Source organism: Aneurinibacillus danicus, assembly GCF_007991215.1.
Lineage (GTDB): Bacteria > Bacillota > Bacilli > Aneurinibacillales > Aneurinibacillaceae > Aneurinibacillus > Aneurinibacillus danicus.
Genome location: NZ_BJXX01000151.1, coordinates 1 through 25,397, shown reverse-complemented (window position 1 = coordinate 25,397; position 25,397 = coordinate 1). Strand labels below are relative to the sequence as shown.

General features: G+C 46.9%; 28 protein-coding genes and 1 riboswitch. Of the genes, 18 read left to right on the top strand and 10 right to left on the bottom strand.

What is annotated here, in order from left to right:
- Window positions 1–193 precede the first annotated feature (193 nt).
- On the top strand, window positions 194–661 hold the full coding sequence (locus ADA01nite_RS16145; protein WP_146811308.1) for a hypothetical protein: 468 nt from the start codon (window positions 194–196) through the stop codon (window positions 659–661).
- On the opposite strand, the gene ADA01nite_RS16140 is transcribed toward ADA01nite_RS16145, so the two are convergent.
- Window positions 658–1,056 (bottom strand): FixH family protein, encoded by a 399-nt coding sequence (locus ADA01nite_RS16140; protein WP_146811307.1) that lies wholly within the window; start codon window positions 1,054–1,056, stop codon window positions 658–660. The two genes, ADA01nite_RS16145 and ADA01nite_RS16140, sit on opposite strands and share 4 nt — an antisense overlap.
- A 703-nt stretch (window positions 1,057–1,759) precedes the next feature.
- The gene (locus ADA01nite_RS16135; protein WP_146811306.1) at window positions 1,760–2,044 is read right to left on the bottom strand and encodes a hypothetical protein; all 285 of its coding nucleotides are present in this window, start codon (window positions 2,042–2,044) and stop codon (window positions 1,760–1,762) included.
- 182 nt (window positions 2,045–2,226) lie between these two features.
- Between ADA01nite_RS16135 and ADA01nite_RS23105 the strand changes: the two genes are divergently transcribed.
- Both ADA01nite_RS23105 and ADA01nite_RS16125 read left to right on the top strand, forming a co-directional pair.
- Window positions 2,227–2,340 carry a CarD family transcriptional regulator gene (locus ADA01nite_RS23105; protein ID WP_371863569.1) on the top strand — a complete coding sequence of 38 codons (114 nt, stop codon included), beginning with the start codon at window positions 2,227–2,229 and terminating at the stop codon, window positions 2,338–2,340.
- 1 nt (window position 2,341) lies between these two features.
- On the top strand, window positions 2,342–2,641 hold the full coding sequence (locus tag ADA01nite_RS16125) for an Hsp20/alpha crystallin family protein (protein ID WP_146811305.1): 300 nt from the start codon (window positions 2,342–2,344) through the stop codon (window positions 2,639–2,641).
- A gap of 70 nt (window positions 2,642–2,711) precedes the next feature.
- Here the strand turns inward: ADA01nite_RS16125 and ADA01nite_RS16120 are convergent, their stop codons facing one another.
- The gene (locus ADA01nite_RS16120) at window positions 2,712–3,752 is read right to left on the bottom strand and encodes a S8 family peptidase (protein WP_146811304.1); all 1,041 of its coding nucleotides are present in this window, start codon (window positions 3,750–3,752) and stop codon (window positions 2,712–2,714) included.
- Window positions 3,753–4,028: 276 nt separating this feature from the next.
- On the opposite strand from ADA01nite_RS16120, the gene ADA01nite_RS16115 reads away from it, so the two are divergent.
- Window positions 4,029–4,685: a GDSL-type esterase/lipase family protein gene (locus ADA01nite_RS16115; RefSeq protein WP_146811303.1), complete on the top strand. Its 657-nt coding sequence runs from the start codon at window positions 4,029–4,031 to the stop codon at window positions 4,683–4,685.
- Window positions 4,686–4,805: 120 nt separating this feature from the next.
- Here ADA01nite_RS16115 and ADA01nite_RS16110 read toward each other — a convergent pair whose 3' ends face one another.
- The 4 genes from ADA01nite_RS16110 to hxlR all read right to left on the bottom strand — a co-directional run bounded on the left by ADA01nite_RS16110 (window position 4,806) and on the right by hxlR (window position 7,747).
- On the bottom strand, window positions 4,806–5,477 hold the full coding sequence (locus tag ADA01nite_RS16110; protein ID WP_146811302.1) for a GNAT family N-acetyltransferase: 672 nt from the start codon (window positions 5,475–5,477) through the stop codon (window positions 4,806–4,808).
- Window positions 5,478–5,482: 5 nt separating this feature from the next.
- The gene (locus ADA01nite_RS16105) at window positions 5,483–6,169 is read right to left on the bottom strand and encodes a GNAT family N-acetyltransferase (RefSeq protein WP_146811301.1); all 687 of its coding nucleotides are present in this window, start codon (window positions 6,167–6,169) and stop codon (window positions 5,483–5,485) included.
- A 4-nt stretch (window positions 6,170–6,173) separates the two neighbouring features.
- Entirely contained in the window at window positions 6,174–7,061 is an 888-nt protein-coding gene (locus ADA01nite_RS16100; protein ID WP_146811300.1) for a carbon-nitrogen hydrolase family protein, read from the bottom strand.
- A gap of 320 nt (window positions 7,062–7,381) precedes the next feature.
- Window positions 7,382–7,747 (bottom strand): transcriptional activator HxlR, encoded by a 366-nt coding sequence (gene hxlR, locus ADA01nite_RS16095; protein ID WP_146811299.1) that lies wholly within the window; start codon window positions 7,745–7,747, stop codon window positions 7,382–7,384.
- A gap of 306 nt (window positions 7,748–8,053) precedes the next feature.
- On the opposite strand from hxlR, the gene ADA01nite_RS16090 reads away from it, so the two are divergent.
- From ADA01nite_RS16090 to ADA01nite_RS16065, 6 genes are all read left to right on the top strand, one after another.
- Window positions 8,054–10,195 (top strand): ATP-dependent Clp protease ATP-binding subunit, encoded by a 2,142-nt coding sequence (locus ADA01nite_RS16090; RefSeq protein ID WP_146811298.1) that lies wholly within the window; start codon window positions 8,054–8,056, stop codon window positions 10,193–10,195.
- A gap of 351 nt (window positions 10,196–10,546) precedes the next feature.
- Window positions 10,547–11,413 carry a DUF1002 domain-containing protein gene (locus ADA01nite_RS16085; RefSeq protein ID WP_246147378.1) on the top strand — a complete coding sequence of 289 codons (867 nt, stop codon included), beginning with the start codon at window positions 10,547–10,549 and terminating at the stop codon, window positions 11,411–11,413.
- A gap of 99 nt (window positions 11,414–11,512) precedes the next feature.
- Window positions 11,513–11,622: riboswitch (SAM riboswitch) on the top strand.
- 85 nt (window positions 11,623–11,707) lie between these two features.
- Window positions 11,708–13,024 (top strand): homoserine dehydrogenase, encoded by a 1,317-nt coding sequence (locus ADA01nite_RS16080; RefSeq protein ID WP_146811296.1) that lies wholly within the window; start codon window positions 11,708–11,710, stop codon window positions 13,022–13,024.
- 216 nt (window positions 13,025–13,240) lie between these two features.
- Window positions 13,241–13,828, top strand: coding sequence for a non-ribosomal peptide synthetase module (locus ADA01nite_RS16075; protein WP_146811295.1), 588 nt, complete (start codon window positions 13,241–13,243; stop codon window positions 13,826–13,828).
- Between the two features lie 192 nt (window positions 13,829–14,020).
- A complete protein-coding gene (gene speD, locus ADA01nite_RS16070) occupies window positions 14,021–14,422 on the top strand; it encodes an adenosylmethionine decarboxylase (RefSeq protein ID WP_146811294.1) in 402 nt (133 codons plus the stop codon).
- Between the two features lie 148 nt (window positions 14,423–14,570).
- Window positions 14,571–15,863 (top strand): acetyl-CoA hydrolase/transferase family protein, encoded by a 1,293-nt coding sequence (locus tag ADA01nite_RS16065; protein ID WP_146811293.1) that lies wholly within the window; start codon window positions 14,571–14,573, stop codon window positions 15,861–15,863.
- Between the two features lie 134 nt (window positions 15,864–15,997).
- Here the strand turns inward: ADA01nite_RS16065 and ADA01nite_RS16060 are convergent, their stop codons facing one another.
- Window positions 15,998–16,252, bottom strand: a complete 255-nt coding sequence (locus ADA01nite_RS16060) for a hypothetical protein (RefSeq protein ID WP_146811292.1) — start codon at window positions 16,250–16,252, stop codon at window positions 15,998–16,000.
- A gap of 169 nt (window positions 16,253–16,421) precedes the next feature.
- Here ADA01nite_RS16060 and ADA01nite_RS16055 point away from each other — a divergent pair, with 169 nt between their 5' ends.
- From ADA01nite_RS16055 to ADA01nite_RS16025, 7 genes are all read left to right on the top strand, one after another.
- A complete protein-coding gene (locus ADA01nite_RS16055; RefSeq protein ID WP_146811291.1) occupies window positions 16,422–16,958 on the top strand; it encodes a D-glycero-alpha-D-manno-heptose-1,7-bisphosphate 7-phosphatase in 537 nt (178 codons plus the stop codon).
- Between the two features lie 138 nt (window positions 16,959–17,096).
- Window positions 17,097–17,294 carry a hypothetical protein gene (locus ADA01nite_RS16050; RefSeq protein ID WP_146811290.1) on the top strand — a complete coding sequence of 66 codons (198 nt, stop codon included), beginning with the start codon at window positions 17,097–17,099 and terminating at the stop codon, window positions 17,292–17,294.
- A 163-nt stretch (window positions 17,295–17,457) separates the two neighbouring features.
- Entirely contained in the window at window positions 17,458–18,561 is a 1,104-nt protein-coding gene (ispG, locus tag ADA01nite_RS16045) for a flavodoxin-dependent (E)-4-hydroxy-3-methylbut-2-enyl-diphosphate synthase (RefSeq protein ID WP_146811289.1), read from the top strand.
- A gap of 253 nt (window positions 18,562–18,814) precedes the next feature.
- Entirely contained in the window at window positions 18,815–20,089 is a 1,275-nt protein-coding gene (locus ADA01nite_RS16040; RefSeq protein WP_146811288.1) for a cation:dicarboxylate symporter family transporter, read from the top strand.
- Between the two features lie 144 nt (window positions 20,090–20,233).
- Window positions 20,234–20,548 (top strand): TrkA C-terminal domain-containing protein, encoded by a 315-nt coding sequence (locus ADA01nite_RS16035; protein WP_146811287.1) that lies wholly within the window; start codon window positions 20,234–20,236, stop codon window positions 20,546–20,548.
- The gene (locus ADA01nite_RS16030) at window positions 20,529–21,701 is read left to right on the top strand and encodes a PASTA domain-containing protein (protein ID WP_146811286.1); all 1,173 of its coding nucleotides are present in this window, start codon (window positions 20,529–20,531) and stop codon (window positions 21,699–21,701) included. The genes ADA01nite_RS16035 and ADA01nite_RS16030 overlap by 20 nt, the downstream gene beginning before the upstream one ends.
- Before the next feature lie 85 nt (window positions 21,702–21,786).
- Window positions 21,787–22,959 (top strand): CaiB/BaiF CoA transferase family protein, encoded by a 1,173-nt coding sequence (locus ADA01nite_RS16025; RefSeq protein ID WP_146811285.1) that lies wholly within the window; start codon window positions 21,787–21,789, stop codon window positions 22,957–22,959.
- Here the strand turns inward: ADA01nite_RS16025 and ADA01nite_RS16020 are convergent.
- The gene (locus ADA01nite_RS16020; protein ID WP_146811284.1) at window positions 22,952–23,758 is read right to left on the bottom strand and encodes a DUF2935 domain-containing protein; all 807 of its coding nucleotides are present in this window, start codon (window positions 23,756–23,758) and stop codon (window positions 22,952–22,954) included. The two genes, ADA01nite_RS16025 and ADA01nite_RS16020, sit on opposite strands and share 8 nt — an antisense overlap.
- Before the next feature lie 166 nt (window positions 23,759–23,924).
- Here ADA01nite_RS16020 and ADA01nite_RS16015 point away from each other — a divergent pair, with 166 nt between their 5' ends.
- Window positions 23,925–24,269: a thioredoxin family protein gene (locus ADA01nite_RS16015; RefSeq protein ID WP_146811283.1), complete on the top strand. Its 345-nt coding sequence runs from the start codon at window positions 23,925–23,927 to the stop codon at window positions 24,267–24,269.
- Window positions 24,270–24,304: 35 nt separating this feature from the next.
- On the opposite strand, the gene ADA01nite_RS16010 is transcribed toward ADA01nite_RS16015, so the two are convergent.
- Window positions 24,305–25,315, bottom strand: a complete 1,011-nt coding sequence (locus ADA01nite_RS16010; RefSeq protein WP_146811282.1) for a GIY-YIG nuclease family protein — start codon at window positions 25,313–25,315, stop codon at window positions 24,305–24,307.
- Window positions 25,316–25,397 lie beyond the last annotated feature (82 nt).

The window sequence follows — 25,397 nt, the reverse complement described above, 5'->3', positions numbered from 1 at the left end:
CTATTTTCTTTATCATCTTTATCCCTCTTTTTCAATTTTTCTTCTTTCCTGCGTAAGGAAAGAAGGCTTCTGCCACTTTCCTTTGAGGAGCTCCCGTCATATATATACTATGAACGGAAAATACGGAGAGTGATGGGACAAGGTCTAGGTAAAGATCCCATTTTTTATCGACAAAGGAAAGAGGGAGAAAGAAATGATATCTTGGTTTCTTTGGGGGCTACTGGGAGTGGCTCTCATCGCCGGTGCCTATTCGTATTTTTTTCTGACGGGGTTTCGTGAAATGATTGGCTGCCATATTGGAATGAATATAACGATGACAGCAAGCGTGCTTGGAATCGCAACAGGTATTGTATTTGCCTATCAATTCCCTTCTATTTATACCGTTGTTACCATTATCAATACGCTTGTGGCCGTTATGATTGGTGTTTTGTTTGGATCGCTTGGTGATTTCCAAACGGTAATAAGCGGGGCAATAAGCGGTATAATGGCAGGAATCATGGGCCCGATGCTGGGGGCTATGGCTGATCAGCCGTTTTTTTTAATGACATGTATTACAATCGTGAGTATTTTTTCCTTTGTGGTTGTATGTTTTTCTGTTAGACTCGAAAAAGAAGAACAAAAGGGGGCTTCTGAAAACGGTATGGAGAGGGAGAAGGACTAAGGTATAGCCTCAAACGTATATTGAATCCTGCTCGTTTCTCCGTCTTTTACAATATGGATGTCAGCTGTCCATTTTCCAGCCATTGTGGGAGTAACCTTTGCGAGAAAGCCTCCATCTTTTTTTTCAACAGGCACCGTCGTTTGGCCGTGGTTCATCCCTGACATTGACAACGTGATGGTTACCTCGGTGTTCTTTAGTGAATGGTCCTCTGGTTTTGTTGATGTGATGAAAAGCTCGTTTTTCTGATGGACTTTTGCCGGTAAAGGATGTAGATGTATCTGGATATCCTGCCTCGGTTGAATGGGTGTATTTTTTTCTGAACATCCTGCGAAAAATAGTGGGGTGAAAAATCCAAGCATGATAAAAAAAGCAAGGGATTGTTTCATTCTGTACATTCTTATTCTCCTCCCATTTTCAAACTACTCTATTGTATGCAGAGGTACCGTAAACAAAACGGAGATTTTGTACGCCAAGCAGATGAGGTAGAGTAGTAAACCTGAGTCATTCAGAAATCCCCCGGAAATTTAATTCCCCTATTTGTAAATGGCAAGCCCGAAGCCTTGAAAAAAGGCGGTAACCTAACACTCGTCTGTACTTGTCTGCATAGTATGCAGTGTAGTTCAATCCACTGTACATGGGAGGTGGGCATATGGGCTTTTTTGGTGAGAGAGAAGAAATTGGGATTATCCTTGTTCTCTTTATCCTCTTGGTCATTATTGCGTGTGCATGTGACTAATAGGTAGGAAAAGGATTCCCCTGCTCGTTACGTAGCAGCAGGGGAATCACTTAAGAAACCCAGTTGAAAGCAGGAGAATTACCCCGATATCATTTTCGGCAAACTTAACTCTTCAGGATCACTTTTGAGCGATTAAAAGTGATCCTTTTTCTTAACAAGGTTATTGCATCTCTTTTAAAGAGAGGCATTCGCCTAACACTCGTCCATACCTGCCTGAATAGCATGAAATTATGTCTTAACCTAAACCTAAATTAAGAAGAGAACGGGCTGTTCTTCATCATGCACGCTGTCCTCGTTTATCGCAAAACAAAAAAACCATGGATGTAGAGTCATCCATGGCAAATAAGATACAGCAGCACCCATTAAATGAAGAAAAAGAATGGGAAGAAAAAGCGACGGAAGAAAAAACGTCGTCTGCGTCTGCGTCTAAAAAATCTTTGTGACGCTTGAACATCCTCTTCTTTAACGTTTACGTTCTCCTCAAGGAGTTTAACGGAAGGATCATTGACAGTATAATGGTCCGGCAGTAGTACAGTAACACCTTTTCTATTCACACTTTCAATTTTTCCATAGAAGGAACCGGACTTTGTATTGATGACTGTCCATTTCCCTGCTTTTTCTGCCAATGTTCGACGAAGCTCAGACATTCTTTGATTCCACCTTTCTTAATGACTTCGCTATAGAATATGAGGGAATATAACGTCTCGTCCTAGTTGAGTGCCTTAATCACCGTCCATATTTGGTATTACATTCCCTTCGTCAAATGGACGAAGACAATCAGCGATATCCTCAAAAAAAGACTCTATTAGGGGGTGATGCTTTGTTTTAAATTGGTGATAAGATTGTTTACCCAATGCATGGTGCAGGGGTAATCGAAAGCATAGAGGAAAGGGGATACTACAATAGGACCAAAACATCCTTCCAATCATCAGCCGGAACATAGGATGAACACAGGAGTTGTCCATATCGAGAAAAAGGAAAAGGAAATGATTGTTCAGTTGAGATTGCCGGGATACAGCCATAAAGATATACAAGTGGAAGTTGCACAAGGTTCGTTATCCATTCTAGCTGCACATAAACCCGGGAGCCTTATAAAAAGTATAGCATTACCAGAAAACACAAAAACAGAAAAGATACGGGCAACCCTCCGTGATAACACGCTAACGGTGTTCATTCCACTACGAAGCATTGACGAGACGGCCATACACCTCTGGCATAAACGGCACAGCATTTCTGTTGAATAACAAAAAACGCTATGGATTGGTTTCCGTAGCGTTTTTTTATCGCAGATGCAGGAGGGAAGAGAATATCCTCTTACTTTGAAAGGGGAGAAAAATTCAGGAGCCCGTATCCCTTTCGTGCTCCACTCCGCTTATTCAGGCGCTTCAAATAACTCTCAGCCCTAGCGCCATTCAGCTCAGGATGGCGGCCAAGCACGAGAGCCGCTCCACCGCTAACATGCGCGGCTGACATCGACGTACCGCTCTCCGTCCTATATCCGCTTCTCCAGCTGCTTCTTATGTCTACTCCAGGTGCCATCATGTCGACCGGACCTCTTGTGCTTGAAAAGGAAGCCCGCTTCATCTCCCGGTCAACCGCCCCGACTGAGATGACCCACGGAAAACGTGCCGGATAATCCACAAGCCCGCTGCGTTCCCCGTCGTTTCCTGCCGATGCAACCAAAATCATTCCCTTCTGGTGAGCTTTTCGTGTCGCGTATTCCAGGGCGGCGTTATAGTTGCTGTCTCCAAGGCTCATATTCAGCACTTGTATATGGTTATCCATCGCCCATTCAATGCCCCTGATTACATCGCTAATTCTCCCGCTGCCGTCCCGATCCATCACTTTAATCCCGTAGAGCTTCGCTTCTGGAGCAACTCCATAAAGGCCACCGGCTCGACCGCTGGCGGCGATAATGCCAGCTACATGAGTGCCGTGTCCGTTATCATCTGTAAAATTGCGGTTTTGTGCAATGATATTGTATCCTCCGGCAACACGGCCGCGCAGAGCCGGATGCGAGGAGGCAATGCCGGTATCCAGTACGCCTACACGAACACCCTTCCCTGTACTTTTGGGCCAGGCGTCCGGTGCATGAACGATCTGAATGTTCCAGGGGATGGGGGATGCAGACGGATTGAGGATAGAGGGGGCGGCCCGGTGTACCCGGATTTGAATGTCCTCCTCAACAAGGGAAAAAGCGGGATGCTTACTAAAAAATTTGATGTTCTCAACATCAGCAACGATGAAAGGGAAATGCTTGTGGCAGTACAAAATCTCAATCCCATTCTGCTTCATACAGACTTTACGGGCCTGATTCATGTTGGCTTTTACATGAATCAGGTAACGTTTTGCCATAAATCAGCCTCCTCTTCCTACATGGTTAGTACCAGTATATGAAAAATGGAGTGAATGGGGATGTAATAGGAGAAGGGAGATACCTAAATTTCCGCCCTGTTTTATAAGGGCATGTAAACAAAATCTTGTCGCGTTAGTAAACAAGCAAAAGGAAGTACTACATTTAACATTTTTAGGACAGCGGAATTCAAAATGTATGCTATCGCCTCGTTACATATCAAAATTTTTACCAATACAATATAGTATAGTACAGGATAGGGGAGATGCAAAGAGTACATGAGTAAGGTCATGATGATCCATCCTTTATCACCTCTACGTTACACGGCCATAGGAGACTCTATTACCGCAGGGATTGGAGCCTGGTTTAATTATGGATATGCTTATCAGTATCGAGATTTCATAGAAAAAGATTGGAAAACACGTGTCATTTTTCGCAATTTAGGAAAGACAGGCTGGACAAGTCAACAATTGTTACACAGGCTCAGAAATGACGCCACCTTTTTCAAAGCCATACAGACAGCAGATATCATCACATGCTCCATTGGTGGAAACGATTTACTTCAGGCAGGCCGTGTTTATGATAAAACGAAGAATAAAAAAGCAGTAGAAATGGCGCTTCAAAATTTTCGCCATAATTTTCTTTTTATCGATCAAAGTATTAAAAACATAAAAAAATCCTCCACTGCTCCTTATATGCTCCGCTATATCGAACTCTATAATCCTCTGCCTGAATTCCCCCTGGCCCGGCAGTCGGTGAAAAAACTAAATCAAATTCTCCATAAGGCAGCCGACTCCCATACAAAGATTGCCCCTGTATATGCTGCCTTTTTACATCAGGAAAGTACATTGTTATTTATCGATGGCAAGCACCCAAACTATAAAGGTCATCGCGTAATTGCAGAAACCATTAGAAGTTTAGATGCTAAACCTTAACATTTGCCCAATCCCGTACCCATCATCTCATGCATCTCTTATGTAAAAGGGGGGAAGTACATGGCTTCCGGTATTTACAACAAATTACACTATTTTATTGGCTATATTGTTTTGTATCCACTAAATTGGTAATAGTGTTACCGTATCTTTTACTTCCAGAGTTTCAATCATTTCATGCCACGATTTCGGTTTGTTCGATAAGACGGAATAATAACGTTTCAAGAACTTCACGATAAGATCCGTTTTAAGTTCATCCACATTATCGTTCATCGGAAGGAAACAAAGGTCAAGCCCTGTTACAGCCTCTCCATCATTATTCCAGGATGGGTGGACATAAGGGAAATCAAGGCGTTTATAACCAAGATGTGATAATACCTCACGACGAACATAGGGATCCATAGGTTTAATCCCGCCAAATTCAAAATGCTCTACCCGATAAGGATCATAAATTTCGGCAAACATTCCATATAACTGCTTTCCATTTGCTGCGGCCAAGGAATTTAAATCCTCCAGCCTCTTTTGGGCTAAAAATCGGCCGATACCGAGGCCTGCCTGACCAATAATCGTAAAATCTGTCATCGCGACATTAAAATCTTCATAATAGCGGTACTCCGTCGCCCCTACTACCTTCCCTTCATAAACAGCAACAAAGACACGAATTCCCGGATCTTCCAAAGGTTCTTTCCAAAGATCAAATTCCAATACTTCTTCGGGAGGAAACACGTCTTGCATGAATTGATGCATTTGCTTAAACAAAGGATCTTGTATATTCGTAATTCTGCGATATTCCATTTTTATCATTCTCCTTGTTTAGATATTGATGTATAAAAAGGATTTTTCCACTCCATAAGTACTCCATAATTACACGATTCCTCATCCTCTAAATAGTTCGCCACCACTTTAACAGGAGTACGGCCACAGCGAAGCAAGAAGGTGATGACGGGATCTTTTAGCTCACCTTTTACGACAGCTTCAAGATACTGTTCCGGCGTCATCTCATTCGCTTTTTTATGATATCCAGGCATTCTTCCGCCGCCTAACAACCGTTCCAATCCTTTTTGAATAACGACGTTATACATGGATAACAACAGCCATTTTCCTAATCCTAATTTCCGGTAGGAGGGACGCACGCTAATATCGACGACATACAGTGTATTCCCATTTGGATTATGGTTTCGAATATACCCATTATCCGTAATCTCTTCCCATGTATGTTCCGGATGCTCCGGATCAAAGTCAACAAGCAATCCGGTCATCGATCCTGCGATTTCACCATTAACCTCAATGCATAAGGCTCCTTCGGGGAACAAAGTAACATGGTTATGCAATTGTTCCTTGTTCCACCATAATTCAGATGGGAACGGCGGAGGAAAACTTTCCTGTTGAATGTGAATTAAACCAGGAAAGTCAGCTTCTTTGTAATTCCGGATGACCGCGGAGACAGGTCGATCGTGATCAAAAACATAAAACTCTTTTCGATACATTCTTCTATTCCTCCGTAACGCGGATAGGTTCCTCTTCATTCCAATCCGGATAGAGATCGATACGACGATCACGCCATGTAGTCACAGAACCGCTTTCACGAACCTGATATAATAGTTCAAGATTTAAGTCAGCGGTAACAATCATATCATTATTCAGTTCTCCCTCGACCAGGATGCCGCGGGGAGGGAATGGAATATCGTTTGGTGTAATCACCGCCGCTTGCCCAAAATTCGCACGCATAAAGTCAACCGTAGGAAGCGAACCTACTGTTCCTGTAGTTACGACATAAACTTGATTTTCCACCGCTCTGGCATGGCTTGTATAACGGACGCGGTGGAACCCATGACGATCATCGGTACAGGAGGGACAGAAAATAACATCAGCGCCTTTCGCCTTCGCCATCCGAACAATTTCCGGAAATTCTATGTCGTAGCAGGTAAGCATGGCAATCGTGCCTTTCTCTGTCTCAAATACCTGTAAACTTTCGCCTGGCGTCATGTTCCACTCCTTGACTTCTGTTGGTGTGATGTGAAGCTTAGGCTGTTCTGCGATTCTTCCATCCGGGTAAAATAAATGAGCGACATTGTATAAGTGATTGCCTTTACGAATGACATGGGTTCCCCCAATAATATGCATCTTTGTTTGCTTCGCAAAGGATGAGAATAAGTCACGATATTGTTCTGTAAAGTCAGGCAAATCATTAATGGTTAAAGCATGCCCTTGATTATCCCCGATGGACATCAATTGCGTCGTGAAAAATTCGGGGAATAGCACAAATTCTGCACCGAATTCCTCGGCTGTTTTAATATAATGTTCGACTTGTTTGGCAAATTCTTCAAAAGACTGTATAGTATGAAGATGATATTGAACCGCTGAGACCCTCAGTTGCATTGCTTTTCCACCTCTTTTATCATTAATTTAACAAATTTCCTTCAATCCTTGTTAGTTATGAGTGCTATCGATATTATTAGACATATAATAAATTTGAGCAAGTACACACTTTTATGTAACATAGTATGAAAAGTATACTATATAGAAATAAAGCAAAAAAGGGGATCGAAAAGAAAGATACACCTCTCAGAGTATCTCTGCTGGAACGTTCTTATATATAGGCAATGTCACCGTATATGCGTAAAAAACAACGTGCAGTTCCTTTTATAAAGGTCACTGCGCGTTGTTTTTTTGAATCCATAAAAGAGGGAGCGTTTTTGCTACCGGACGGACTTGCTCTTTTCTTCCTGCTTCTGCATGACCGTTTCCATATAGTTTTTACCCCATTCATACATGGCATCAAGGACAGGCATTAAGCTTTTTCCCAGTTCTGTCAGTGAATATTCCACTTTTGGCGGAACAACGGGATAAACTTTGCGGTGAACAATCTGATCTTCTTCCAGCTCCCGCAGATGGTTGACCAGCATTTTTTGTGTAATGCCGGGGATAAGGGCTTTCAGTTCGCTAAACCGCTTTGTACCACTTTTCCCTAAATGCCACAAAATAATCATCTTCCACTTTCCGCCGATGACGGAAAGAGTCAATTCTTTTTCACAGTTAAATGTTTTATCATGAAAACGTCCCATTCGTTTCACCTCGACGTTTATTATAAACCATAGTATACTTTTTGATACTATATTTTATTAAAGTACATACTTAGTATACTGGCATCCATACAAGCGATAAAACTGTAAAAGGAAAAGAGTTCGAGAAGACCATCCTTCAACCAGGGTGGTTTTTCCTGTTTTGATTCACTTTTTCATTTCTATAAATTAGCTCTTGAAAGTCAAATAAGGTCAAATTATAATAAAGGCATAGGTCAAAGAAAGTCAAAGTCAAAAAACAATCAATAAGAATTTCATTCATTATGTGCTTTAAAGGAGGAACGGATTATGCTTTGTCAACACTGCAATCAAAAACAAGCAAATGTGTTCTTAAACATCCAACGACAAGATAAATTGCAAAGATTATATTTGTGTCATGACTGCTACGCAAAAATGACGAATAAAACGGGAGCAGGCATGAATTTAGGGTCTTTCCCACATATGTCCGGATTCGACGAGTTTTTTAAAGGGTTCGGAATGCCTTTGATGAACCAACACATGGCCAAAGAAAATATTCAATCTCAAGCATCGGGTCAGGGTGGCATTCTGGATGGCGTCGGACGCAACTTGAGCGAAGCGGCCAGGGCGGGACTCATTGATCCTGTCATCGGACGCGATGACGAAATCGAGCGTGTAATTGAAATTCTAAATCGCCGTAACAAAAACAATCCTGTTCTGATCGGTGAGCCAGGGGTAGGGAAAACGGCGATCGCGGAAGGATTGGCTTTAAAAATCGCAGAAGGACAAGTTCCTTCTAAGCTGCGTGACAAAATCGTGTATACGCTTGATGTGGCGTCGCTTGTGGCGGGTACCGGAATCCGCGGACAGTTCGAAGAGAAGATGAAACAAATGATTGCGGAGCTGCAAAACCGCAAAAACGTGATCTTGTTTGTCGATGAAATCCATCTTCTTGTCGGCGCAGGCTCAGCCGAAGGATCAATGGACGCCGGAAACATTCTGAAACCGGCGCTGGCCCGTGGCGAGCTGCAAGTCATCGGGGCTACCACCCTGAAAGAATACCGTAAGATTGAAAAAGACGCTGCCCTGGAGCGCCGCTTCCAACCTGTCATCGTCAAAGAGCCGACAGTGGAGGAAGCGATGCAGATTCTGCAAGGGATTCGTCAAAAATATGAATCGTACCATCAGGTAACGTATTCTGATGAAGTCATCCGTGCCTGCGTTGAATTATCCCACCGCTACATTCAAGATCGCTTCCTGCCTGACAAGGCGATTGATCTCCTGGATGAAGCGGGTTCAAAGGTTAATTTGCGTGCTTCCGGGCAAAATACGGATGAACTGCGTTTCCGTCTTGCTCGGGTAAGCCAGGAGAAAAAAGAAGCTACGGCTAAAGAAGAGTATGAACGTGCGGCCAAGCTCCGCGATGAAGAAAACCGCATTCTTGAACAGCTCGACCAAATGGACGGAGACGAGCAGCGGGCAGTAGTGACTGTAGAGGACATTCAGGAAATCATTGAACGCAAAACAGGAGTTCCTGTGAAGAAGCTGCAAAGTGATGAGCAGGCGAAAATGAAAAATCTGGCCGAGCATTTGGAAGGCAAAGTAATCGGGCAATCCCACGCGGTCAGCCAGGTATCGAAAGCGATTCGCCGCAGCCGTGCAGGATTGAAACCGAAAAACAGACCGATTGCCTCCTTCCTGTTTGTCGGTCCAACCGGTGTAGGGAAAACCGAGTTGACGAAGGCGCTTGCCGAAGAGCTGTTTGGTACGAAGGATTCCATGATTCGCCTTGATATGAGTGAGTATATGGAGAAACACTCCGTCTCCAAATTAATCGGTTCCCCGCCGGGATATGTCGGTCACGAAGAAGCAGGTCAATTGACGGAGCGTGTTCGCCGAAATCCGTACAGCATTATCCTGTTAGACGAGATTGAAAAGGCGCATCCGGACGTGCAAAATATGTTCTTGCAAATTCTTGAAGACGGACGCTTAACCGACAGCCAGGGACGCACCGTAAACTTTAAGGATACCGTCATTATTGCGACAAGCAACGCGGGAGTAGCCGAGAAGAAAATTACGGTCGGATTCGGGGCAGAGGAAGCGAACGATACTCCGTCTGTAATGGGCTCGCTCACTTCTTATTTCAGACCTGAATTCCTGAACCGTTTTGATGCGGTGATTTCATTTAACCACCTGACGGAAAATCATCTTGTCCGCATTGTCGATTTGATGCTGCGGGACATTACCTCAAATCTGGAAGAACAGGGAGTGGAACTGACCGTTACTGAGGAAGCGAAAGCGAAGCTGGCCGAACTGGGATATGACCGTGCCTTCGGTGCCCGCCCGCTGCGCCGCGTGATCCAGCAGCATGTAGAGGATGGTATCGCCGATCTTGTCATTGAGGAAGAGGAGGTAAAACACATCCTAGTCGATGTAGACCAAGGCGAAATTAAAGTAATGAAGAAAGCATAATATAAGCGAAAGCGGAGAAGCGCTGGGTCGTGCTTCTTCGCTTTTTTCTGTGAAAATCCTGAAATAAAGAAAGAGAGAAAGCGGAAATGAGATTCACGGAAGAATGAAAATGACATAAAAAAATTATGGAAAAGCTGTGCAACCTTTTCTTCATTTTCACCGTAAGTACAAGTAGGTTGGAGAAGCTGCAAGCGACAATCGAAGGAGGATGGAGTATATCTGCAACCAAACGAGCATCCCGCCGGAAAAAGTGATTGAAGTTCCGGAGAGGGAATTATAGGCGGCAACGTAACGTATGCTGTGCTATAATCAGGGAGCAAGCTATCTTTATATTGGAGAGGAGTGACGGAAGTGCGGAAGCTGTTTTTAGCCCTGCTTCTTTTTCTTCTATCGACCGCGACCGCGTTTGCGGATGCGGCGCCTGGCGACACGATTGTTACATACGGCCAGGATTTGAAACCGGCGCAGAAAGAACAAATCCAGAACCGGTTTAACGCGCCAAGCGGAGCGCAGGAGATTACCGTAACGAATCAGGAAGAACATAAATACCTTGACGGTCTATTGAATAAAAGCGTCATCGGCAGTCGCGCCCTCTCGTCGGCGATGATCCAAATTGCCGAGCCGGGTAAAGGGATTACTGTAGAGACAAACAACATCACCTGGGTTAGCAAAGCCATGTATGAGAATGCGCTGGCGACCGCGGGAGTCAAGGACGCGACGGTGAAAATCGACGCGCCGTCTCCAGTGTCCGGCACGGCTGCGTTGACGGGGATCATGAAGGCGTATGAGACAGTGACCGGCGAGAAAATCGACGAGAACCAGAAGAAAGTCGCTAACGAAGAGATGGTAACGACCGCGAAGATTGGAGAAACGATTGGCGATAAGGAGAAAGCGGCCGAGCTTTTGACCCGCTTGAAAGCGGAGCTGGCCAAACAGACGAGCAACCTGTCGGATGACCAGCTGCGCGAGATGATTCGCAACGTGGCGGACCAGATGGGACTGCAGCTGTCGGATGCGGAGATTGAATCGCTTGTCAGCATTCTGCGTAAAATTCAGAACCTGAATATTGACTGGAACAAAACGCTGGATCAAATCTCAAGCTACAAGGGACAGGTGCAGGACTTCCTGAATAACAATCCGGAAGCTAAATCGCTTGTGCAGGAGATTTTACTGTTTTTGAAGAACCTGATCGATCAGATTCTGGCCTGGTTTAAGTAGCCCAACAGAAGCGCCGGATGTGCGTCCGGATTTGACATTTCTGACAAAACACGGTACGATAGTTTTCAAATCAAATAAATTGCATACGAAATCATAAAACTCTTATCCAGAGAGGTGGAGGGATATGGCCCGATGAAGCCTCAGCAACCGCAGGCATTGCCTGAAAGGTGCTAATTCCATCAAAGCGCAGGCGCTTTGGCAGATGAGAGGAGGACCTGGTGCGTTATACAGCCGACCCTCTTCTCCGGAAGAGGGTTTTTTATTTTTCGTAAGGATATTTTGGGAGGGGATTGGATGATGAAGACGTGGAAGATTGCATTGCTTGGATTAGGGACGGTCGGTTCCGGAGTCATGGCAATTTTACATACACATGCGGAGAGGATTCGCAAGCAAACAGGCGCCCGCTTTGAAGTGGTCGGTATTCTGGTGCGCGATTTGCAGAAGCCCCGCAAAATTGAAGTGAACCAAAGCCTGTTAACGACAGAGATTGAGGCGATTTGGCACAGGGAGCCAGATATTGTGATTGATGCGATGGGCGGTTTGGATCCGACGCTTGGGTTTATTGAGGAAGCCATTAGACGTAAATGCCACGTGGTATCGGCAAATAAAGAAATGCTGGCGGCATATGGACGGCATCTGCATCAACTGGCCGAGGAACAGAACGTCTCCTTATTGTATGAGGCAAGCGTGGGCGGCGGTATTCCGATCCTCAATACGCTGAGCCAACAGTTAAATGCAAATCGTGTGACACGTGTCTTTGGCATATTGAACGGTACAACCAATTATATTTTGACTAAGATGGAAGAGGAAGGGTTATCGTATGAGGAAGCATTGCGGCAGGCGCAGGACCTCGGGTTTGCCGAGGCAGATCCGACGGCCGACGTAGAGGGGTATGATGCGTTCAACAAAATTCAGATTATCGCTCACCTTTGCTTCGGCGGGCATATGCAGGCACTGACAAGCGAGCGTACGGGCATTACATCCGTGAGAACTGAAGAAATTGAATTGTACGGAAAACTAGGATACCGGATTAAGCTGCTGGCGGCGGCGGAACGCAGAGGAGCCGCATACGGGCTGCGCGTCGTGCCGACGCTTGTACCGTACAGTCATCCGTTGGCCGGGGTGAAAAATGAATTCAACGCCGTGTTTGTCACCGGCGATGTAGTGGGAGATTTGCTGTTTACCGGGAAGGGCGCCGGCGCGCTGCCGACCGGTAGCGCAATCGTGGAAGATATACTGAATGCAGTGCGCGGCAATACGTTTACGCCCGATCGGGAGACGTACGCGGCGCAGGAAGATAGCGGGAATGCCGAGGAGTGGACAGAAGCTGCGGAAGCGCGCGCCGCACTCTTCACTTTATCCAAGCAGGCCGGTGACCCGGCGAAATTCCGCCTGCTGTCATTTCTGTCAAGCGAGGCAGGTTTTTTGCATAGTGTGGATACGCTCGAAAGCGAGCAGAGCGTCCATGTCGCGGCTATTCTTAGCGGCGCGGATACGCATGTACTTCAAGCATTTGCCGATCATCTGAACGCGGATCTCCGCCTGCGGGCCGTGTTGGACGACAGCCTGGCTGCCGCTTCCCGCGAAGCTGATGTGACGTTTCATCTGTAAAAACAAAAAATGTGTCGATTCATGGGGGATGGACAAAGAAAAATGTAATTTTTCATAATATAACGGATGTGAGTAAGAATCAATTGTCATTTATTGAGATTATCTGCTAGTTTCTTTATAAATCTCTCTATTTCTATGGTATAGGCGATTGGAGAATGGTTATGGCTTTTCGGTATAATAAATGTGAGCAGGAAAAAATGTATGGGAGAGATTTGTATGGCTCAACGAGTAGCCACCGAATACAAGAAACTTGTCCTTGAGTTAAACACATGGCAAATGCAGTCGTTTATCGAAATGTTTCAGCGCGGTGAATTTAACACAGAAGTTCGAGTGTATGACAATGGCGAGAAAGAAATCGTGTTGTTTGACAGGGAAGAGGAGATTCCGCTTTCCTTTAAACTGGTTGGCAACCTGTATACATTTGAAGGCGGATATACGATCCGAGACGCCAGGCTGGCCAATCATATGCGGCAGGCCGTACGCCGCTTTAAAGGCACCGCGGTCGTCCACCGTATGTATCCAACCTACACGATGATTTACCACTACAGTGAAGGCAAAGTGATGAAAATCATCGAGCAGAAAGGTGACAGCCAAACACTTGTCTTCGAGTACCGCGACACCGTCGGAGATTTACAACGCTTGTACGAGGCGCAGGGCGTCGAAGATCAGATTGCCTGGCTTCGGGTCTATATTGATCAGTTGCTTGATTTGCGCAACAGGCACCAGGTGAGTCAATTGCCGACGGAAGAAATAGATAGACAGCTCGCCTCACTCTCTCATCAATTGTTTGTGTTAGAAGCATAATGCAGCCGAAAGCTCCCCAAGAAATAGCAAGACTTTGTTGCATAATTTGTAGAAACATGCTATATTCCTTGTTGTGAACAAAATTAGGAACCAGGATTCACTCAAGGAAGTTTCTCCTCGGAATAAAGTGAATGACGTAGGTCCTAGCGAGAATTTTTGAACATAAAATTGCTAGGAGGGGGGAACCGAAAAGTGGAATACTCTACTTTCGGAAGACATGTTGCGATTGATACTTGGGGTGTTGATTTTGAGAAATTGAACAGTGCGGAATTTCTGCAGCATCATATGGTAGAAGCTGCGGAAGCTTGCGGTGCGACAGTTTTGTCTGTACAGGCGAAACAATTTGAGCCGCAGGGTGCAACAGTACTGGTTCTGTTATCGGAAAGCCATATTTCCATTCATACGTACCCTGAAAGAGGATTTGCCGCGATTGACTGCTATACATGCGGAGAGACGGTCGATCCGGAACTAGCTATCGAATATATAGTAAAGGTTCTGCAACCGGAGAAGATATATGCCCGGAAGTTGATTCGTGGCGTAGGCGAGATGGACGTTGTAGAATCAGATATTATGAAACAAAAACAAAACGCATAGAAGCGAATAATTGGGCAACCGAAAGTCCACCCTGCATGGTATAGGGTGGGCTTTTTAATTTATTTTTAACAGTTTTATCACTTGCTCCCGGAATTTTTGGCATTTATGATGAATAAGGGAAAGGCAATACAAATCGGAGGTCTGATGAATGAGTCAATTAATTGATGTGGAGAACAAGCGCAAGGCGCCGGAAGATGTACTGAATTATATTCATAACGAAGACGATTTGATCGTTCCGCTGGCCAACGGCGAGCCGGTCGTGCTGCTGGACACCATCGAGAAACATGCGGAGCGCTGGACCGGTGTGCGTATTCATCAGATGCACGCATTAAAAGAACGCGACTACATTCATGGTAAATTTGGCAATCATCTTCGCCATGTCGCATACTTTTTAAGCGGGGCATCACGCAAAGCGTTTCTTGCAGGTGAATGCGATCTTGTTCCCAATCATTTTCATGAGGTGCCGCGCCTGCTTCGGGAGACAACCAAAGCATCTCTGATTCTGGCCGCAGCGTCACCGATGGATGAACACGGCTATTTCTCACTTGGCACGCAGGCTGATTATGTTGCATCTTTTATTGGCAAAGTGCCGTTTTTCCTTGAAGTGAATCCGAATATGCCACGCACGTTTGGAGCCAACCAAGTACACATCAGCCAGATACAGGGGTATATTGAAGTAGACTATCCGCTGCATGAAGTCAGAGAGCCGCAGATTACGGACATTGACCGCCGCATCGCATCGCATGTTGTGGAGCGTATTCAGAACGGAGCGACACTGCAGGTAGGGATTGGCGCCATTCCGAATGCGATCATTGGCTTTTTGCAGAACCATAAAAATTTAGGTATTCATACGGAGCTATTAACAGACGGTATAGTTGATCTGGCAGAGAAAGGTATTGTCAACGGTATCGAGAAGAAAACTCACGTGGGCAAAATTGTCGGCACGTTCGCGCTCGGATCGAAGAAGTTGTATGATTTTATTGATGAGAATGCGGGCGTAGAAATGCTGCCGGTCGATTATGTCAATGATCCGCGGATTATTGCGCGGGAAGACAACATCATTTCCATCAATGCCACGACTGAGGTAGACTTTATGGGACAGTGCGCATCGGAGACGATTGCCGGACGTTATTACAGCTCGAGCGGCGGTCAGGCTGATTTCGCGCGGGGGGCGCGTTTTGCCAAGAATGGTAAAGGCTTCATCTGTCTTCATTCCACAACGCGTGACGAATCAATCTCACGCATTCGCCCACAGCTAACGATTGGCTCTGCGGTCACCACATCGAAGAACGATGTCGACCATATCGTGACGGAATACGGTGTCGCGTCGCTGCGCGGCAAGAGTATCGCCCAGCGTACGAAAGAGCTGCTGGCGATTGCTCATCCCAAGTTCCGAGAAGAACTCAAATTTGAGGCGAAAAAATTCGGTTTGTTATACTAATCCTATACGTGCCGTTCCGAATGTATCGGAACGGCTTTTTCAGTTCAAGCAAGAGAGGATATAGAAGGATAGAAGACAGTGGAAAGCGAAACAATATAAAGAAGAGCCCGGCGCAGGTTCCGGGCTTGTTTGTGCTATTTGTGTAAGATGGAATCGCGTACGAACTGGGCGGAATAAAAGCCGTTTTGTACAGGATGCAGTACCAGGCGTGTTTCTTTGCCTTTGGGCATCAGGCGGAGCACAGTAGTGATGTCATCTTCGCCGATGATAGCTTCCTGTGCATGATTGAGGCGGTGAAGCAGGTCGTCATAATAAGGGGAGTGCGTTGAAGGTAAACATTCGCAATGATACGTATACATACCACATTGACAGATGTACTTGTTTTCCATGGCAGATAGCCCCTTTCGCAAAAATGATTGTGCGTCCCACCCGGCTGTTATGTTTATTATAGCACAAGGTAAGGAAAGGAAAGGTATACCAGAATAATAATTTTGAATTTTTTGTAGCTCTTTTAGGAGGTTTGTATCTTTAATAACCGGGTTTAAGGAGGTGAAGATTATGCCAAAAGCATTCTTTCTCGATCGTGACGGAGTTATAAATGAAAATCCGCATCCGATTAACCATGTAGGTCAGTTTGCTTTTATTCCCGGGGCGCTGGATGCAATACGTATGCTCCGTGAGCACGACTACCAGGTATTTGTCGTAACGAATCAGGGAGGGGTCGGACTCGGATTTATGAAACAGGAAGCGTTGGACGAAATCCACAGGCATATGAATGAGAGAATTGCTGAGGCGGGTGGCATGCTGACCGAAATTGTCGCCTGCACGCACAAACCGAAGGAAGGCTGTGCCTGCCGTAAACCGGAACCTGGCATGATTCTTGAGCTGGTCCGCCGACACAATATTGATACGAGCAGAAGCTACATGGTCGGAGATTTCTATACGGATATTCAGGCAGGGCACCGGGCCGGATTAAAAACGGTGTATATTGGTAAGGAAGAGCTAAAGGGTAAGACCCCGCAACCGGACTACATCTTCGATTCGCTCTTTGATGCGGTAACGTCTCTTGTTGGTATGAGCGAACGTTCTCATTGAGCGGGACATAAAATATACAAGGGAGAATAGAAAGATGGAAGGTAAAAGGGCAGAAAAAAACGATCGTCTTTTTCTGTGTGATTTCTAACATTTTCCCTTTATTCTCATCTTTAATTTCTAAAATGGGGGGAATCGGAAATGAGCGATATCAAAAACTTGTATGACCGTTATAACAGTTTGCCGACGAACGAGCTTGAAGATATTTTGTACGATATTGAAATGTCAGCCGCACTCACGCTTGGTATGAATACGTATACCGAGCGGCAGCACAAACAGGTGCTGCGGCAAATTTTGAAAGAGAGGGGCGTAGATGTCAACCGGTTGTTTGAAGTATAATCCATGCAAACAAAGGAAGATGTCCGTAATACTGGGCTTGAGGAGCTGCCGGAAGACGTGGGACAGGCCGTCATATATGTGCGTGATGCATTCTCGCTCCCTTGATTTTGTGATAAGATAGAGAAGGTGAGCAACAAATTTATCCTGAAAAGGAGCACGAGAGATGTATCATCGTACACAGACCAGACCTGTTAAGGTAGGGAATTTGACAATCGGCGGCAGCGATCAGGTCATTGTGCAGAGCATGACGACCACTAAGACCGCAGACGTGAAAGCGACGGTGGAGCAGATTCACCGCCTTGAAGAAGCGGGCTGCCAGATTGTGCGTGTAACCGTAAATAACATGGAAGCGGCGGAAGCCATTAAGGAAATTAAGCGAAATGTCTCCATCCCGCTCGTTTCCGATATTCATTTTGACTATAAGCTTGCGCTTAAGGCGATCGAGAACGGGATTGATAAAGTACGAATTAATCCGGGCAACATCGGCAAACGCGAAAAAGTAGAAGAAGTAGTCCGTGCGTGCAAAGCGAACGGTGTCCCGATTCGTATCGGAGTAAACGCCGGGTCGCTGGAGAAGCATTTGTTGGAGAAGTACGGCTACCCGACGGCAGACGCGATGGTGGAGAGTGCCCTGCACCATATTTCGATTCTCGAAGAGCTTGATTTCCATGACATTATTGTATCACTTAAGGCATCTAATGTACCGCTTGCGATCGAGGCGTACCAGAAGGCGGCGGCCGCATTCAACTATCCGCTGCATTTAGGGATCACCGAGGCCGGTACGCTGTTCGCAGGTACGGTAAAAAGTGCGGCAGGACTCGGCACGCTGCTGGCGCAGGGCATCGGCTCAACGATGCGCGTCTCACTGAGCGCCGATCCTGTAGAAGAAATTAAGGTGGGCCGTGAACTGCTGAAGACATTCGGCCTGCTGTCTGACGCAGCGACGCTGATTTCCTGCCCGACCTGCGGCCGAATTGAGATTGATCTGATTTCTATCGCGAATGAAATTGAAGACTATATCTCGAAAGTGAAAGCGCCGATTAAAGTAGCCGTGCTCGGCTGCGCGGTGAACGGACCGGGCGAGGCACGCGAAGCGGATATCGGGATCGCCGGCGCGCGCGGCGAAGGACTCCTCTTCAAGCATGGGGAAATCGCGCGTAAGATTCCGGAGGAGAAGCTGGTCGACGAACTGAAGAAAGAAATCGACGAGCTGGCAGAAATTTACGCTCGAACCGGATCGCTGCCCAGACCGGCGCACATGAAGTAATATTATAATAGAAGAAAGACGGTTGGAACCGTTTGAAGCTGTTGATAAAAGGGGTGGGAACTTGATGTTCCCACCCCTTTTATATAGATAACATACCAGGAAAAGTTCACTCTTTTTTCACCCATTTTATGGGTGATTTTTTATTTCAAATGTATTTTTTTAAAGTTTCATGTAGAATCCTGTCGATCGAAATTACACTTAGTTTATGAAAAGTTAACGTAAATGATACATTCTAAATGAAAGCGGTGACAATATGAGGAAGTTCGGACTTGTATGGCAAATTTTCCTCGGTCTGATTCTTGGTATCGCCGTAGGAGCCATTTTTTATGGTAATCCGAAGGTGGCAGAGATTCTTGATCCGATTGGAGCAATTTTCATTCACTTGATTAAAATGATCGTCGTACCGATTATCATTTCTACTTTGATTGTCGGTGTTGCTGGTGTCGGCACCGGAAAAAACCTCAGCCGACTTGGCGGGAAAACGATTCTTTACTTCGAGGTCATCACAACCATTGCGATTGTTATCGGTTTGTTGGTGGCGAATATCTTCCAGCCGGGTGCCGGCATTAACATGAACAACCTGGCGCAGTCAGACATTAGTAAATATGTGAATACGACAGAAGAAACGAAGTCGCACGGCTTTGCCGAAACGCTGGTGAATATCGTTCCGACGAACATTGTGGACGCGATGGCCAACGGAGATAACCTGGCGATTATCTTCTTCGCTGTTATGTTCGGTCTGGCATTGGCCAAGCTGGGTGAGCGCGGTAAACCGGTTATTCACTTCTTTGAATTAATTGCAGAAACAATGTTTAACCTGACCAATATGGTTATGAAATTTGCCCCGTTCGGTGTATTTGCGCTCATTGGGGTGACGGTTTCCAAGTTCGGTGTTGCGTCACTTATTCCGCTTGGTAAGCTGATGATTGTTGTATACCTGACGATGATTTTCTTCATGGTAGTAGTTCTTGGTGCTGTTTCGAAGTGGGCAGGCGTGAACATCTTCCGCCTGATGGCTATGTTGAAAGAAGAGTTGCTGCTTGCTTATTCTACTGCAAGTAGTGAAGCGGTACTTCCGCGTATTATGGAAAAACTTGAGAAAATGGGATGTCCGAAAGGAATCGTGTCCTTCGTTATTCCGACAGGCTACTCATTCAATCTGGACGGTAGTACGCTGTATCAAGCGCTGGCCGGTATTTTCATCGCACAGATGTATGGCATTGACCTGTCTATCGGTCAGCAGATTACGTTCGCGCTTGTGCTGATGCTGACGTCGAAAGGGATTGCCGGTGTACCGGGACTTTCCTTCGTTGTACTGCTGGCAACGCTTGGCTCTGTCGGTATTCCGCTCGAAGGGCTTGCATTTATTGCGGGTATCGACCGCCTGCTTGATATGATGCGTACGGTGGTTAACGTAGTGGGTAATAGTGTTGCGGCGATTGTCATGTCCAAATGGGAAGGTCAATTCGATAAAGAAGAGGCCAACACGTATCTGAAAAACTTTGGTCGTGCAGCCGAAAACAACTAATTAAAATGCAAATCCCCTGCCTTGCAAGGCGGGGGATTTTTTGCGTTAGATGACGAAGACGTTGCTGTCTTCACCGAAGAAACGATGAAATTTTGCTTGCATACCAGACGGATCTCTCCATAGTATTAAGTAGTAGAAGAAGAGGTGTTTTACATCGACGGAACGTATGTAATGCGCCAGTTTCACGTAACAGAAGCGCATATTGGCATTGTAAATATTGCGCTAAAAGAGTTGAATTTAGCGCAGCAAGATGTGAAAATCATGAATAGAAAGAGAAACAACCATATCATCAAAAATCCGACGGGCAATACGACGGTACAGCCCGGGGATAAGGTGTTGGTATATGGGGATATCGAGAACATCCGAAAGTTTTTCATTCTCAGTGGGGGAATCCAAACTAGAGATACAATGAAAAACAAGATAAGGGGTTTGATTGTTTATGAAAAGAGGGTTGTATGAGCGCTATGTGCCGGATACGCTGCTGTATGCAGGCGATGAAGGCCAACTGCACCGCGGACATGACAGCATCCTGCGGCGGGACATTCTTCTCTACATTTTCCCTCTCGCGACCGCACAGCCGGAGAAGTTGATGCACGGCTCCTCTGTGCTGCAGGTTCTTGACCGGGGCGAGACGGAGAAGGAAGGGTTCGTTGTGCTCGAATACGTGCCCGGCTTACTGTTGGACCAGGCATCCAGAACGAATCGGCTCTCGCTGAAAGAGGCGCTCGGGATGGCCCGTCAGTTTGTACAAATTCTGCAGGAAGCGAGCCGGATGAAAGGCCGCGGCCTGCTGCTCACGAAACACAACCTCTGGCTGACGGAAGCCGGTGAGGTAAAAGTGGTGAATAGCTGGGACGTTCGCGAGGAACGAGTCGGCCGCGAGATTAGCGACATATTCCGCTTGATGCATCACCTGATGTTTGGTGAAGTCGATATCGAGCTTCCGATTACGCAGATGATTGAAGAGATGGCGCTTGCTTATCCGGGCGATCCGTTTATCATTCGCAAGTCGCTGCGGGCAATCTGGCGCAGAGAAGAGAAGAAAGGCGTCGAACAGTATGATCGCATGCTGGCGCAGACGCTTGAAGACATAACGTCGTTGTACCACTATATCAAAAAAAATCAGGGAGGCATCCGTCCGTCCGCAATAGAGACAGCGCCGGAAGCATCGGACGGAGAAGAGGCGGCATATATTCCCCGAAGCACCCGTACACGCGGAAAATCCGTGAGGAATGTGAAGCAGAAGTCAGGCGCGCGCTTTAATCTTCCTGCCAAACGGGTGGCAGTCATCGCCCTTGTCGCCATTGTGTGCATAACGGCGTTCTCTTTTATGCAAAACGACAAGCCCAGCTCTGCCAAATCGGTGGATGCGGTATCTCCGCAGACGCAGAATGAATCGGTACAAGAGGAAAACAACCGGGGTGTCGAGGTGCCTGACGTAGAGGGACTGACGCTTGCGGAAGCCGGACAGCAGTTGAATCAGGCGGGACTCCGCTATAAATATTACCTTGAGTCGTCTTTGCACAAAAAAGGTACGGTACTTAAGCAAAATCCGGCGGCAGGAGAGAAAATGTCCCGGGTAGAAGTCGTTGAATTATGGGTAAGTGAATAAAAGATGGACTGATTTCATTTTCAATAGCACCGTAGTGTGCTATTTTCGTTTATAGGAAAAAAAATAAGCAGAAAGAAGGGATGGTATGCACCAGGCGTTAAAAGGAATGAAAGTGTTGGATTTAACCCGTCTGCTCCCGGGACCGCTGTGCACGATGTATTTGGCTGACTATGGAGCTGATGTAATTAAAATTGAAGATCCTGCACTGGGGGATTATGCGCGCGATATGGAGCCGATGCTGGCCGGAGCCGGGGCGCTGTATCAATTGGTCAACCGCGGGAAGAAAAGCGTAACGCTTAACCTGCAGCATAATGAAGGCAAAGAGGTGATGCGCCGTCTTGCACGCGAAGCGGACATTCTAGTCGAGGGATTCCGACCCGGCGTCATGCATAGACTTGGCCTGGATTATGATACATTGCGCGAAGAGAATACGCGACTCATCTACTGCTCAATTACCGGTTACGGACAGAACGGGCCGTACGCGGAGAAAGCGGGACATGACTTGAATTATATTGGATTTACCGGCCTGCTTCATGAAGCCATTCAAGCGGGACCTTCTCCTGCGGCTTGCCTTCCTCCGGTGCAAATCGCTGATATTGGAGCGGGAACGATGCATGCGGTGAGCGGGATTCTGCTGGCTGCCATTCAGCGGGAACGTACGGGGGAAGGAGCATACATAGATATTTCCATGACGGATGGTGTACTGCCATTCATGATTCCGGCGCTCAGCTACCACCTGGCGGCTAAAGAAAACGGCCGGGCGGCATTCAACCCGCTGACCGGCGCCCTGGCGTGCTATAACGTATATGAGACACGGGACGGAAAGTGGATGGCGCTCGGTGCGCTGGAAGCGAAGTTCTGGAAGCGGTTCTGCGAGGTGGCCGGACTCGATAACCATATGCCTGATTATTGGCAGTTGGACAAGCAGCCGCGGATGAAGGAAGAAGTCGCTGCGTATTTTAAAGAGCACACTTCTGCTGAAATCATGCGCATGTTTAAAGAGGAGGATGTCTGTTTGACTCCGGTCCTGTCGCTTGAAGAAGCACTGCAGGATGAGCACCTGCAGGCGCGCCGCATGTTTGCGCACTGGGACGCATATCCGACCGTTACCCAGGTGAAAAATCCGCTGCTTGATGAATCGCAGCTCGAATCGCAGTCATTTCCGCCGACCCGTGGAGCCAATACGGAAGAAGTGCTGCGAGAAGCAGGGTATGATGACAATGCTATTCAGAATTTAAGAGAAAGACAGATTATTTAAGCAGACTGTTCGATCCTGCGGTCAGGCTGGCTTCAAAGCGATCCAAGAGCTCCAGAAACCGATTGGCTTCCCGGAACGTATGATCCGCCAGCAGAGGGTGAATGTTGCTGCGCAGGCGGCACTCCTCGATAAGCTCCCGGGCCGTCTGTTTGAAATCACGAAGCGATTGTACGGCCGGACGGTTTTCTTCGATGAAACGTGTTAGCATCGGCCCCGTCTGTGATTCCGGCCGCATTGATTCCAAGTCCACCGCCTGGAACAGCAATTGGTCGAACTGGTAGCTGAAATCGTTCGCATCGGCAATCAGATTGCGTTCGGAAGGGTCCAATAGATGCGCGATGAATTTGGCATGGTCGGCCATCAACCGGAGGAAAAAGACGTTTTCATTAATGATGGCGTCCGGCAGAGGTTCGAGAATGCCTTTGTTAAGTTGTTCGAGCCGATTCATGAAATAGGCCGCTTCGCGGCTGACGTGGTCGACGAGCAGGGGGTAATTGTTCGTGATGATTTGGCAGGAGAGAATAAGCCCAAGCACTTTGCGTTTAAACGCCCAAATATGTGTAGTTGCCTGGTAGACCTCCATGTTAAAGCGTGCAATTTGTTCCCGGTCGCTGTCGGACGTAAACGCTGCGGCGCGTTCTTCAATATTTTCGAACACATTATAGAAATGGTCGGCTTCCTGAACAAGCTTCGGTTGATCCACCGTAAAGCCAAGGCGCAGGAAAAGAGCGTGCTCTTTCATAATCCGGCTCCAGAAGCGAATCTCTTCCAGCGAACGCTCGACAAACAGGTTCGACATTTGGCTTCCTCCTTTACTCTTTTTCTTAGAATTGCGTACACTATATTGTTATGAGTAAGGGAGGGAAATTAGAAAACGGAATTTGTCATATAGCCACAGAAGAGAGTTGCAGAGTGTTATTTTTCATGCAGAAAAGGTAAGATAAAGAGTGAGGGAGGGAAAACGTATGCAGGAAATACAAACCGTTGAACAGTTCCAGGAAGCGATTGAATCGGAACGGCTGACGGTCGCCAAATTCTACACCGACTGGTGCCCCGACTGTCACCGCATCGATCCGTTCATGCCTGAAGTAGAAGAAGCGTATCAGGACAGGCTGACATTTGTCAGTGTGGACCGGGATAAATTCCCGGAGCTGTCCCAGGAACTCGATATCTTCGGCATTCCGAGTTTCGTCGCATTCCGCGGCGGACAGGAGCTCGTTCGTTTCGTCAGCCGGGCTGGCAAGACGCGCGAAGAAATTGAGGCGTTTTTGGACCGTGCCGTGCAGGTGGCGGAATCGCTGCAGAAATAAGCAGCAGGCAGCCCGGAGACGGGCTGCCTGATTTTTTATACGGGAACCGAAACGTCCAGAGGATACACCGTAAGTGTATCCGCATGATTTTCGAGCCAGGAAGCGATAATGAGCATCTCATCTACTTCTTCTACCGTAGGAGCGTCCATGGTCCCTTTTGCTTGTTCGTACAACGCGCGCGCTTTGACAAGCATATCGGCAGTATTCGCTTCTGTTAGGCAGTCTGTTTTTAGCGTCGCAATCAGACGGCCATGGACAATGACGAGGCCGATGCAGCCGACTTCCGGATCGGCGGAGATGACGAGTGCGTGATGGCGCGCCACGGAGCGTTTAATCCGACCGTTATAGCGGGCTAGATCGATGAGCCACTGCCACTCCTGTGCTTCTTCGAAACGGAGTTCAGCCGCGCTCACGTCACGCAGTCGTTCAAGTTCAGTTTGCATAGCGGGACTGGATTCGAGCACGTCAATGGCTTTCTGTACATGAGAAGCGTACTGCACATCCAGGGCGCTGTCCACACAGGGTGCCATGCATTGCTTTAAGTCGGCGTATAGGCAGGAGTGATGGGGAAGCGGTCCTGCACAGCGCCGCAGTTTCAGCCAGTTATTCAGTGCGTCGACTGCCGGATACAGCCAGTGCGCTTTGCGGTATGGGCCGAAATAAAGGGCGCCCGAAATGACGGCGTCCCGCGAGATTTCCAGATATGGATAGGGTAGATCGGTGCGCAGCACGATAAACGGATACGCTTTGTAATTGCGCAGCGCTCGATTGTACAGCGGAAGATGACGGCGGATGAGCCGGGCTTCCACCAGCAACGCTTCGAGCTCGGATGCGGTAAAGCGCAGTTCTACGGTACGGGCCGCATGCACCATGCGTTTAATCTTCGATGTGTGCTGTCTGTTGTTATAGAAATAGGTTGAGATGCGTTTTTTTAAATTTTTGGCTTTGCCTATGTAAAGGATGTTGTCGTCTTTGTCGCGGTACAGATAGACTCCGCACTTTTCAGGCAGTGTCAGATGAAAACCGGGAGTAATGGTATATTTCATAACAACCCCTCTTTGCGGTGGTGCATTCGGTTGTTATTTTACCATATTATACGTTATGTTACCTGCTTGTTTTTGTGAAAAT